Annotated in this window: 6 protein-coding genes; all 6 read left to right on the forward strand. The window is 44.4% G+C overall.

Annotated elements, in window-relative coordinates; all coding sequences use genetic code 11:
• Nucleotides 1-197 precede the first annotated feature (197 nt).
• Entirely contained in the window at nucleotides 198-2,258 is a 2,061-nt protein-coding gene (locus tag ACM0P2_RS10475) for a DUF1302 domain-containing protein (protein WP_159118954.1), read from the forward strand.
• Nucleotides 2,259-2,269: 11 nt separating this feature from the next.
• Nucleotides 2,270-3,637, forward strand: coding sequence for a DUF1329 domain-containing protein (locus ACM0P2_RS10480; RefSeq protein WP_159118956.1), 1,368 nt, complete (start codon nucleotides 2,270-2,272; stop codon nucleotides 3,635-3,637).
• 79 nt (nucleotides 3,638-3,716) lie between these two features.
• Nucleotides 3,717-4,763: a WD40/YVTN/BNR-like repeat-containing protein gene (locus ACM0P2_RS10485; protein WP_159118958.1), complete on the forward strand. Its 1,047-nt coding sequence runs from the start codon at nucleotides 3,717-3,719 to the stop codon at nucleotides 4,761-4,763.
• Nucleotides 4,764-4,778: 15 nt separating this feature from the next.
• Nucleotides 4,779-7,097, forward strand: coding sequence for an efflux RND transporter permease subunit (locus tag ACM0P2_RS10490; protein WP_159118960.1), 2,319 nt, complete (start codon nucleotides 4,779-4,781; stop codon nucleotides 7,095-7,097).
• Between the two features lie 196 nt (nucleotides 7,098-7,293).
• On the forward strand, nucleotides 7,294-12,132 hold the full coding sequence (locus tag ACM0P2_RS10495) for an NAD-glutamate dehydrogenase (protein ID WP_159118962.1): 4,839 nt from the start codon (nucleotides 7,294-7,296) through the stop codon (nucleotides 12,130-12,132).
• Between the two features lie 165 nt (nucleotides 12,133-12,297).
• On the forward strand, nucleotides 12,298-13,305 hold the full coding sequence (gene pyrD, locus ACM0P2_RS10500; RefSeq protein WP_159118964.1) for a quinone-dependent dihydroorotate dehydrogenase: 1,008 nt from the start codon (nucleotides 12,298-12,300) through the stop codon (nucleotides 13,303-13,305).
• Nucleotides 13,306-13,308: the final 3 nt, after the last annotated feature.

Below are 13,308 nucleotides of genomic sequence, written 5' to 3' on the forward strand. Positions count from 1 at the left end.
ATTTTTCTGCAAGTTTATAAATGCCTTTTATACTCACAATAAAGCAATAACTATTTGATACGATTAATGTTGTAAATTTTGTTAACTGGTAGGATTAGTTCTTGCGGTTATGGCAAAATGATGTAATGATTTTGTTAATCGTTATGGTTGGTCATGATGTCACGTATTAAGTCACATCGACTTGGGAGTATAAAAATATGAAAAACGGGCCTAGCGCTTTTAAGATATCACCGGTAGCAGCGGGAGTTCTCTCACTGCTAGGTGCTGCTGCAGTACCAGCTCACGCTGCCAATTGGCAAGTAGGTGATGTAAGTATATCTTTAGATTCAACATTTACGTTAGCTACAAGCATTCGAACAGAGGCAAGAGATTACGACCTTATTGGTAACAGTAACCATCCTCAATTTGACTGGAGCGGTTACCATGCGGCTTTTAATCCTCTATATCCAAGCGGCGATGTCTGGGGATTAGCAGATGGCGCGTATTCAACAAATGGTGACCTTGGCAACCTTGCTCACGATCCAGGAGATGCCTTCGCAACTCAAGTTTCTGGCACGCACGAGTTAGATGTAAACTTCGGTGATTATGGTTTCTTCGCCCGAGGTTTTTGGTTCTATGACTTCGAGCAAATGGATGGCGACCGTCCTTATTCAAATCCAATAACGGGCAATCAATACGACCTATGTCAAGACCCTGAGGCTGAAGACCTTCTGTGTACCGACGTCCGTTTATACGATGCATTCTTCTACGGTGACTGGTGGATTGGCGACAAGCCACTTACACTTCGCGTTGGTCGTCAGGTTATCAGTTGGGGTGAAAGTACGTTTATCCAACACGGTATCAACACCACTAATCCAGTTGACGTTACCCGCGCACGTGCACCAGGTGCTGAATTACGCGAAGTATTTCTACCTGTTGGTATGGTTTACGCGTCTCTCGGCCTTTCTGACACGTTAAGTGTATCTGGTTACTACCAATACGAGTGGCAAGAAAGCTGGTTACCTGTTGCTGGTAGTTACTTTGCAACTAACGACTTCGCAGGCGAAGGCGGACAACGCAACAATATTCAGCTTGGCTTTAGTGGTAATCCAGACATCGACCTTGATCACCTCTTGTCTGCGCTTAATGGCTTCGGCGATGCACTTCGTTCAGGCGCTGATGCGGCAGCGCTTTCACAAGCATACCTAGCTTACCCAACCAAGGTAGCTATACGTGGTTTTAGTGATGAAGTTCGCAATGATGCTGACGACCAAGGGCAATACGGTCTTCGTTTGACATGGTTTGCCGAAGATTTTAATGAAACTGAATTTAGTTTTTATCACATCAATTACCACAGCCAACGTCCACTTATATCAGGCGTAACATCTGACTTTACTCAGGCGGGCATAGGTGCAGACTTAGCATTTATTGCGGCAAACGAGGTCACGCGAGACAATATCACTGACTTAAGAGCATTCACCAAATCTGAGTTTTTCTTTCCTGAAGATATAAAACTATATGGTATGAGCTTTAACACTAACATCGGCACTACAGCCCTTGCAGGTGAATTCGCTTACCGAGTCGATGAACCACTTCAAATCGATGACGTTGAGTTGCTATATATGGGTATGCCGGAGCAGCTTGCTAATGCAGGTTTACGCCCAGATTTGGAAGGTATTTCACAGCTAAACAACATTGGCAGAGCAGTTGGTCCAGGCGAGACTGCTGAAGGCTTCCTATTCTCTGACACATGGCAAATGCAGTTTACTGCTTCTCATGTGTTCGGCCCCAAATTTGGTGCGGATAACTTTGTCTTCTTAGGCGAAGTGGGCTACGTAAATATCGTTGATATGCCTGATCCGGACGTAATCCGCTTGAACGCGCCAGGTACCGCACGAACTCCTTCGGTTGAGCCGCTTAATGGTAATTCTCGTGAGGGTTTGTTGAATGCTCTTTCAGACGGTCCAGAAACTAACCCGTTCGCCACTGATGATGCATGGGGTTATCGTTTACTGGCCGTTGCCGATTACAACTCAATCTATGCTGGTATGAACTTACGAGTTCGTGCAACGTTCTCTCACGATGTGGATGGTACAACACCAGATCCACTTTTCCTTTTCACTGAAGATGTTAAGTCTGCTGCTGTATCTTTTACATTTGATTATCTAAGTAAATGGTCTGCAACTGCGTCATACAGCGCTTTCTGGGGGGGTATTGGTACAACCAACGCACTTTCAGACAGAGACTTCGTTTCATTTAACATCAAATATGCAATCTAAGAGTGGTATTTATGATTAGAAAAATAGGAATTGTCGCTGCTGCATTGTCACTTGCATTATCAGGTACAAGCGCATTAGCAAAAGTGTCTGAAGCAGAAGCAAATAAACTGGGTAATGAACTAACACCACTGGGTGCTGTAAAAGCAGGTAATGCTGATGGCAGTATCCCAGCTTGGACTGGTGGTATAACGTCTGCACCAGCCGGATACACAGTTGGAGATCATCACCAAGATCCGTATCCAGATGACAAAGTGCTTTTTGAAATAACGGCACAAAATTATAAAGAGTATGCTGAGTACTTGTCTGAGGGTCAGAAGAAGCTATTTGAAACTTATCCAGACACATTCCGTATGCCGGTGTACCAAACTCGACGCTCTGCGTCTAACCCTCAATCCATTTACGATGCGACTAAAGTAAATGCTACCAGAGCAGAGTTACTTGACGACGGTAATGGTATCAAAGGTGCTGTGTTAGGTGTTCCGTTTCCTGTTCCACAGAACGGATTAGAGGCAATCTGGAACCATATTCTTCGTTATCGTGGCGAAGCGGTACAACGTAATGGTGGTCAGGCTGCAGTTACTACCGGCGGTGATTACAACGTCATTGGTTTTGATGAGCAGTTGCTAATCAAGTATGCCGAAGAAAGCGCGACGCCTGAGAAGCTAACAGAAGACAACATTTTGTTTATGTTTAAGCAAAAGGTAACTAAGCCTGCGCGTCTTGCTGGTACTGCGCTGCTTGTACATGAAACCGTTGACCAAGTTAAAGAGCCTCGTAAAGCATGGACATACAACACGGGACAACGTCGTGTTCGTTTAGCTCCTAACATTGCATACGATACGCCAGGAACTGCGGCTGACGGCTTAAGAACTACCGATGACTTCGATATGTTCAACGGTTCTCCAAACCGCTATGACTGGAAATTGGTTGGCAAGCAAGAAATGTTCGTTGCTTACAACAATTACGCACTTCATTCAGACAATGCCTCTTACGAGAGCATTCTGACGCCTAACCACGTTAATCCAGATCTCACACGCTGGGAGAAGCACCGTGTTTGGGTAGTCGAAGCAACGCTTAAAGAAGGTTTCCGTCATATTTATCAAAAACGTGTTTTCTTCATAGATGAAGACAGCTGGCAAATTCAAGTTGCTGATATGTATGATAATCGTGGCGAACTTTACCGTGTTGGTGTAGCTTATGGTGTGAACTACTACGAAGTTCCAACACAGTGGTCAACGCTTGATGCGTATTACGATTTGAACTCTCGTCGTTACTTGGCAATAGGCCTTGATAACGAAGAGGAAATGTACGACTTCACCGTACGCCCTCGAGACGTGGAATTCACACCTCAAGCGTTACGACGAGAAGGTATGCGCTAATCGCCTTACACAACAAACGGTTGGCAATTGCCAACCGTTTTTGTATGCAGACAATTATAAATAGGGGGAATGGTTAATTATGAAAAAAACCATTGCAGCGTGCATTGCCGCCACATTCGCAGTAAATTATTCAACCACTGCATTCGCCGAAGAAGCATTCATGGCACCATTGGTAGAGCAATCTGTTCTTTTGGACATAGACGCTGATTCATTTGTCGTTATTGTCGGTGAACGCGGTCATATATTAGTGTCAGAAGATGGCAACACGTTTAGTCAGAAAAACGTACCTACACATTCAACGCTCACGGCCACTACCGTTGTGGGAAATCACGTTTGGGCAGTTGGTCACGACGCCGTTATTCTGCATTCTGCAGATAAGGGCGAAACGTGGGAGATTCAAAATTATCAGCCAGAACTACAGCGTCCATTTTTAGATGTTTTGTTTTTTGATGAACAGCATGGCATTGCAACCGGTGCTTATGGCTTATTTTATCGTACGCAAGATGGCGGAAAGTCTTGGAATGCTGAGAGGCATGCTAGTCTGTTGGATCCTATGGACCAAGAGTACCTAGAAGATATTCGAAAGGAAGACGAGGCCTTTTATCAGCAGGAATTAGAGTCAATTCTTCCACATTTAAATCGCGTCACGCTTGATGGAAACACGTTATACATGGCGGGCGAGGCAGGCTTATTAGCAAAAAGCACTAACATGGGAGAATCATGGGAGCGCTATTATGTTGATTACACGGGGTCATTTTTTGATATCAAACCGTTAGATGAGAATACGGTGTTAGCGGTAGGTTTGCGCGGAAACATTTTCGTTAATCGAAATGCTGGCGAGTGGGAGTATGTGCAAACATGCTCTAACAGTACGCTCAATTCTATCTTAGTAGGTTCTGGTTCGACAGTATATGCCCTAGGAAATAATGGCATGATGATAACTGCACAGCGCCCGCTACCAACCAGTATGCGTGACCCTTATGCTAACCCTTCCGATTGTGTAGCGGATGAAGGAATTGTTGCTTCTCAAATTAAAGATAAAGCAGCGCTTCTAAACGCAACGCAATTTAACGGCGAAACAATTGCTGTTACCGCGAATGGCGTTAAAACGTTGAATTTAAAATAGGGCAGTATAATAACAATGACCCATTTTCTAGAAAAATTAGTGTTTGGTAACCGCAAAATAGTGGTGGCCTTATTTGCCATTGCTACGGTTTTTCTTGGCTACCAAGCTTCTCACATGCGTTTAGACGCAGGATTCGAAAAAAACATCCCGTTAAATCATGAGTACATGAAAACCTATATTGAGCACCGTCAGGACTTTGGTGGTGCAAACAATATTTTAGTTTCTGTGTGTGATAAAAACGATAATATTTACAATCAGAACTTTTTTGATACGCTCAAGAATGTTCACGATCAGCTTTTCTTTATAAATGGTGTAAATCGTTCGCTGGTCATTTCGTTGTTTTCACCTTCTACTCGCTTTACAGAAATCGTTGAGGGCGGATTTGCCGGCGGCCCGGTGATTCCGGCTGACTTCAATTCATCAAATCCTGAAGCATTGGAACTTGTTGCTGCCAACGTAGAAAAAGCCAACATTGTTGGTAGACAAGTATCTAGCGATTACAGCTGTGCAATGGTAACGGCTCAACTATTGGATATTGACCCTCAGACTGGCGAGCCCCTAGATACGCTTGCATTAGCTGCAGAGCTCGAAGAGCAGCTTCGTGGCCAATACGAAAATGAAAATACGTCTATCCATATCATCGGCTTCGCGAAAATGATAGGGGACGTGGCAAATGGTGCAAAAGACGTTCTACTGTTCTTCGCCATTGCTATCGCTATTACGGCAGTAATGGTGTATTTCTTCTCGCGCAGCATTATGCTGACATTGCTTCCTTTAGTTTGCTCAATAATTGCGGTTGTCTGGCAGTTAGGCCTTCTAACTTCTATTGGTTTTGGTATGGATCCCATGTCGATTCTTGTGCCATTTCTTGTATTTGCCATTGGTGTGAGCCACGGCGTGCAAATGATCAATGCAGTTGAAAAGCAGGCTGTCACCGGCATCGGCGCTAAGCGCGCATCTATGGCGGCCTTCAGGAATTTGTTAGTACCTGGTGGTATTGCATTGCTTTCTGACACGGTAGGCTTCATGACGCTGCTTGTTATCGATATCGGTATCATCAGAGAACTTGCTATTACAGCAAGTATGGGTGTAGCTGTAATAATCCTGACTAACTTGTTACTTCTCCCTGTGCTAATGAGCTTCTTGAAGCTTGACGAGAAGTATGTAGAAAAATTTGCAGGCAAGGAAAATGCAAATTCTCGATTTTGGGAAGTTATTGCAGCCTGTTCACGCAAGAAGCCAGCAGCGATTATTCTTGCCGTAACAGCTATTCTATTTGTTTTCGGTCACTTCCAGGCCCAAAATATGAAAATAGGCGATCTTCATGCTGGTGCACCTGCGCTACATGAGACATCGCGCTACAACCAAGACACGTTCCTTATTACAGACAAGTACGAAGTAACGGTCGATTATATTTCCATACTGGTAGAGACCACTCCGGAAGCGTGTACATCACACAGCGTAATGAAAGCTATGGATGATTTTCAGTGGAAAATGGAGAACGTGCAGGGCGTACAGTCAGCCGTGTCTCTTGCCTCTGTTGCAAAAATTGTAAACGCTGGATACAACGAAGGGAATGTGAAGTGGCAAGTACTTCCGCGCAACCAACAAACGTTAGTGCAAGCTATTTCTCGCGTACCTACCTCATCGGGTTTGTTGAACGGTGACTGTTCGGTGATGCCCATCATTTTGTTTATGGAAGATCACAAGGCAGAAACCATTTCTCGCGTGGTTGATGCGGTGAAAGCCTATCGCGACGAGTATCAGACTGATGACATGAAATTTAGTCTGGCGTCTGGCCCAGTAGGCGTAATGGCAGCGACGAATGAAGCAGTAAGCGCAGCTCAAGACCCAATGATGCTATACGTATTCGGCGCGGTTATCGCGCTGTGTCTTATCAGCTTCCGCTCTATTCGCGCTACGCTGGTTGTCGTTATTCCACTTTACGTGGTTTCGGTCTTGGCCCAAGCGCTAATGACATACCTGCAAATAGGTCTCACCGTATCTACGTTACCGGTAATCGCACTTGGCGTGGGTATTGGCGTTGACTATGGTATTTATATTCTCTCTACCAAGAGCCTAATGCTGAAAAAAGGCGCGACCGTTCAAGAGGCCTATTTTGCAGCCCTGAAAGAGCGTGGCAGCGCAGTGTTGTTTACTGGCATAACGCTAGCAATTGGCGTGAGCACGTGGGTGTTCTCTTCTCTGAAGTTCCAAATGGACATGGGAATATTGCTGACATTCATGTTCGTTGTGAACATGCTTGGTGCAATAATTGTACTGCCTGCGCTTGCACGATTCTTGTGGTGGAATAAAAACGACCCTGGTGCATAAAATATTTTTGCATAGCTACGCATAAAAAAGGGCCTTTTGGCCCTTTTTTTTGGGTGTTTTCTGCATAGTTATCTATGCTGTTAATATAAGGTTAAAAATGGGCTTTCATTAGCGTCATTTATTAGAGAAAATAGTTTGGTACTCGACACTTATACCAAGTTGGATTGGTATTACGACATTCAAAAAAGGTTAACAAATGACAGTCACCTCACAGCGACACTCAGTACTGCTAGACAACGTATTTGCACTTATCGACAAGAAAGTAGATACCAAGCAGAAGTCTCTTGTGCAGCAATTCGGACGTCTGTTGTATAAAAATATTTCTAGCGATGACTTAGAAAACCGAAACGACAGCGACCTTTATGGTGCAACACTCAGCTTATGGAATGGTCTAGCAAAATTTGACAATAATGCGCCCTATATACGCGTTTTCAATCCAGAAATAGCGAAACACGGTTGGCATTCAAGCCACACTATCGTCGAGATTATCGTCTCTGACATGCCGTTTTTGGTTGACTCAGTGCGCATGTTGCTTAACAGATTAAACATTACTGCGCACTTGTTTCTCCACAGCCCTATTGGTATCAAGAGAGACAGCACGAATAAAGTGCAGGCATTTGTTGAGCCTGGAAAAACTATAGAAGGCGCTAAAAAAGAAACGGTTATTTTCATAGAAATTGATACACAGACATCAAAAAAGGATATTGATGCGTTAACCAAAGAGCTTCATTCAGTTGTCGATGAGGTGTCGTTAGCGGTACAAGACTGGCAGGGGATGACCAACACCTTGCAGGATGTTATTAAAAATAACGCTAAATTTAATTGGCCGGTATCGGCAGAAGCGAAAAACCAAACAAAAGCTTATCTTGAGTGGCTGGGCGATCATAACTTCACCATGATGGGTTACCGTTACTATGACGTCAAAGCGATTGAAGGTGACCATAGATGGATACCTCAAAACGACACGAGCCTGGGTTTGTTGAAAAACTCGATTAACGACCGCGAGCGCTTGTTGTCTCGTTTACCTGCTTCTGCAAGAGCCGAAGCATTAAGCAAAAATCCCCTAATATTAACGAAGACTAATTCTCGTGCTCGTGTGCATCGTCCAGCCTATATGGATTATGTCGGCGTGAAGGTATTTAATAAAGACGGGCAGGTTGTAGGTGAACATCGCTTCTTAGGCTTATATTCAGCATCGTTTTACAATAACAGCGTAACTCAACTTCCGATTTTACGAGAGAAGATTAAACGTATTTGTGAACTATCAGGTTTTGAGCCTGGCACGCATGCTTACAAAGCGTTCGCAAACATCATAGAAACCTATCCTCGTGACGAGCTGCTTCAGACCCCTGCTGAAGAGCTAGCGCAAATCGTCATGGGTATCTTTCAAATGCAAGAAAGAGGTATCTCTCGCTTGTTCATCCGTAAAGATATCTTTGGGCGCTTTTTCTCATGCATGGTGTTTGTGCCAAGAGAGCGCTATAACACCCAGTTAAGAAAAGAGACGCAAGCGCTTTTAAAGGCATCACTCGGTGCGGCGGAAGAAGTAGAGTTCACGACATTTTTCTCAGAGTCTGTGTATGCACGCACGCACTACATTGCAAGAGTCAACGATAACAACGCGGAATTCGATGTGAAGGAAATAGAGCAAAATATAATTGAGTTGACCAAAACGTGGAACGACAGACTAGCGTCTTCAATTTCTGCTGCGCACGGTGAGGCATCGGGCAAAGCGCTTGAGCGTAAATACAATAACGCGTTTTCTCGAAGCTATATGGAGCACAACCTCCCGTCGGCAGCGCTTGTCGATATCGGCAAGTTAGAGATGCTTGACGACAATCACACCCTCGACATGCTGTTCTACCGCCCTCAAGAAGAAGACGCTGACAGCCAAGTGGTTAAGCTTAAACTTTTCCATCGAGCTGAACCTATCCATTTGTCTGACGTACTGCCCATGCTGGAGAATTTTGGGTTACGCGTAATCGATGAAAGCCCCTATAAAATAACGTGTTCAGAGGGTGAGCGTAACTGGGTGATGGACTTCACCATGCTTCACAAAAGCGGCCAGCATTTCGACATGGAGAAGGCTCAACTGTTGTTCCAAGACGCCTTCGCTAAAGTGTGGACCAAGACACTAGAGGATGACGCTTTCAACCGCCTAATTCTTGGCGCAAACATGACAGGCCGAAAAGTTACAATATTGCGTGCCTATGCAAAATACATGCGTCAGACAGGCAGTTCGTTCAGCCGAGATTACATCGCAAACACGCTATCAAACTATCCAAATATCGCCCGTCTACTGGTTGATTTCTTTGACCTTCGCTTCAACCCTAAGAAAAAGCGTAACGTGAAGAAGGAAGAAGCGCTGCTAGAAGATATCAAGGCGCAGTTGGATAATGTAAGCAACTTGGATGATGACCGTATTATCCGCCGTTATCTTGACATGATGTCAGCGACCTTGCGCACTAACTTCTATCAACCCGATGACGCTGGCAACGAAAAGTCTTATGTTTCGTTTAAAATGCTGCCGGAGCTTATTCCTGAGATGCCGCTTCCGCTGCCGAAGTTCGAAATATTCGTCTACAGCCCACGAGTAGAAGGTGTGCATTTACGAGGCGGTAAAGTTGCACGCGGTGGTTTGCGTTGGTCGGACCGCCAGGAAGACTTTAGAACGGAAGTACTAGGGCTAGTTAAGGCGCAGCAGGTTAAAAATACGGTTATCGTTCCGGTTGGCGCAAAAGGTGGATTTGTTTGTAAAAACTTACCGGTAGGCGAAGGACGTGCAGCTATTCAGGCAGAAGGTCAAGCCTGTTACCGAATTTTCATTACTAGTTTACTTGATATTACCGATAACATTGTCAATGGCGAGATAGTACCGCCTAAAGATGTGGTTCGCCTTGATGATGACGACCCGTACTTGGTTGTAGCTGCAGATAAAGGCACTGCAACCTTCTCTGACATTGCCAACGGTATTGCAGAAGAATTTGGTTTTTGGCTAGGCGATGCATTTGCATCTGGCGGAAGTATAGGTTACGACCATAAAAAAATGGGCATAACCGCTCGCGGCGGTTGGGAATCTGTCAAGCGTCACTTCAGAGAAATTGGCATCGACTGTCAATCCACAGATTTTACATGTGTAGGTGTAGGTGACATGGCAGGTGACGTATTCGGTAACGGTATGTTGCTTTCAGAGCACACGCGGTTAATCGCGGCATTTAACCATTTGCATATTTTCTTTGACCCTAGCCCTGATGCAGCAGCGAGCTATAAAGAGCGTCAGCGCCTGTTTGAAAATCCAAGCCTTAGCTGGGAAGACTACGACAGTAAGCTCATCTCAAAAGGCGGTGGTGTATTTAGCCGCGCGTCTAAGTCAATTAAGCTTACGCCTGAAATGAAGAAGTGGTTGGGTACCCGTCAGCTAACGATGACACCAAACGAGCTTATTCATAATATATTGAAAATGCCTGTCGATCTTCTTTGGAATGGCGGTATCGGTACGTATATTAAGAGCAAAAAAGAATCTCACTCAGATGTTGGGGACCGTGCTAACGATGACTTACGAGTTAATGGTCGTGACGTTCAAGCCAAAATTGTGGGCGAGGGCGGTAACTTAGGCTTAACGCAACTGGGACGAATTGAATATGCATCCAATGGCGGCCGGGTTAACACTGACTTTATTGATAACGTGGGTGGTGTGGACTGTTCGGATAATGAAGTAAATATCAAAATCTTACTTAACAGCCTAGTGAACGACGGTGAATTAACACTCAAGCAACGTAATAAATTACTTTACGATATGACCGACGATGTAAGTCGCATTGTACTCGAGGACTGCTATCGTCAAACTCAATCAATCTCTATCACGGAGCTTGCTGGTGTTAAACAACTCAAAGAGCAGCTGCGCTTTATTCACGGTCTTGAGCGAGAAGGGCAACTAAATCGTGAACTGGAATTTATCCCAAGCGATGATGAAATTTCAGATCGCGTGGCTTCAGATCAAGGGTTGACTCGTCCAGAGCTAAGCGTACTCATCGCCTACGGTAAGATGGTGTTGAAAGACGCGCTTAATATTCCTGAAATTACTGATAACCCTTATCACGGAAAGTTACTTGTAGAAGCGTTCCCATCAATCCTTCGCGAAAAGTTTGCTACGCACATGCAGCAGCATCCACTTCGAAGCGAAATTATTGCCACTAAGTTAACCAATAACATGGTTAATGATATGGGCCTTAATTTTGTTTTCAGAATGCAGGAAGAGACAGGCGCAAGTGTTAGCGAAATCGCAGATGCCTACGCGATTGTGCACGGTATTTTCAATATGAAAACGCTGTGGGCTCGCATTGAAGAGCTCGATAATATTATCCCTGCGAAGTTGCAGCTTAAGATGCTAGATGAAGCCCGTAGAATCATGCGCCGCGCTGCACGCTGGTATATACGCCACGGTAACAAAGCGCAGAGCATAGAGGAAGCCATCGCTAGCTACCGCGGAACGTTTGATACTCTGTCGAAAAACCTACAACACTACCTTGTTGAAAGTGAATATGTGCAGCTTGAAGCAGCGACTCAAAAATACATTGATAAAGGTGTCCCGCAAGACATCGCGTATCAAGTGGCAAGCTTCTCAAACATGTTCTCAAGCTTCGATTTGGCGCAGATTGTAGAAGCGGACAAACACGATACCGATGTTGTTGCTAAGCTTTATTATCAATTAGGTTCTCGTTTAGAGCTGCATTGGTTCTTAGATCAAATTAACAATCAAGCGGTAAGCAACCACTGGCAAGCACTTGCACGTGCATCTTACCGTGAGGAGTTAGATTGGCAGCAGCGTTCAATTGCCGCGAATCTGCTGGCATCACGTGAAGATATCAGTAATGCTGACCAAATTTTAGATGAATGGATTGAAAGTAATCAGGTACTGCTCAAGCGTTGGTATCACATGATGTCAGAGTTTAAGACGAGTACAACTCACGAATTTGCTAAATTTTCTGTCGCTTTACGTGAATTGATGCTTTTAAGCGTGAAGTCTAACCATTAGAATACACGCACCTTAATAATTTAAGCCCTGTTTATCAGGGCTTTTTATTGGCCGAGTGATCGTTGCTGTATAATTTAGTTCCAGTGTTAGGATCAACATTCTTAACGCAAACCTATCAATGTTAGCGATCAACAGACCCTTAATAAGCGAGCGTTAAAATTAGCCATGCAATCTTTAGTGCAAAAATTCTTACTTCAGTGCGAACCTGAAAAAAGTCACGATTTCACCATTAACTGGTTAAACAAGACACAACACACACCGCTGAAATGGATGTACAGCACTCCCACAATCAAAAAACCAGTGACCGTCGCTGGAATGACCTTCGATAATCCAGTGGGACTTGCAGCAGGACTTGATAAAAACGGCGACTGCATCGATGCTTTTGCCAGTATGGGATTTGGTTTTGTTGAAATTGGTACGGTTACGCCGCGCCCTCAACCTGGAAATCCTAAACCTCGCTTGTTTCGAATTCCTGAAAAGCACGCCATTATCAATCGCATGGGCTTTAATAACAAAGGCGTTGATCATCTCGTTGAACAGGTGAAAAAGGCGCAGTTTAAAGGGCCTATTGGGATTAATATTGGTAAAAACAAAGATACTGAAGAAGCTAACGCCCTCGACGACTATCTAACATGCTTCAATAAGGTATACCCTTACGCCAGCTATGTGACTATAAATATTTCTTCGCCAAACACGCCAGGTCTTAGAAACCTTCAATACGGTGAAGCTCTTGATAAATTATTGGTAGGTCTCAAAGCAGCACAAGAAACGCTGACGCAAACTCACGGAAAATACGTACCGCTATTTATTAAAATCGCGCCTGATTTAAGTGATGTTGAAATCGACAGCATTGCGGCATCTCTTTTAAACAGTAAAATGGACGGCGTAATTGCGACAAATACAACACTTTCTCGGGATGCTGTTGCTGGGCTGAAATATGCGGACGAAATGGGTGGTTTGAGTGGTTCGGTCATGACTGACATGAGTCTTGAAGTTACGCGCAAGTTGAGCAAAGCACTTGACCGCGCGATTCCAATAATTGGTGTAGGCGGAATAGATTCACCTACGACGGCCAAAGAAAGGCTCAATGCTGGCGCATCTCTCGTTCAAATCTATTCGGCTTTTATTTATCAAGGTCCGAACCTCGTTAAACGCATCGTAAACGCGTTATAATAC

It is taken from the genome of Alteromonas sp. OM2203, from assembly GCF_048517045.1.
Classification (GTDB): Bacteria; Pseudomonadota; Gammaproteobacteria; order Enterobacterales; family Alteromonadaceae; genus Alteromonas; species Alteromonas gracilis.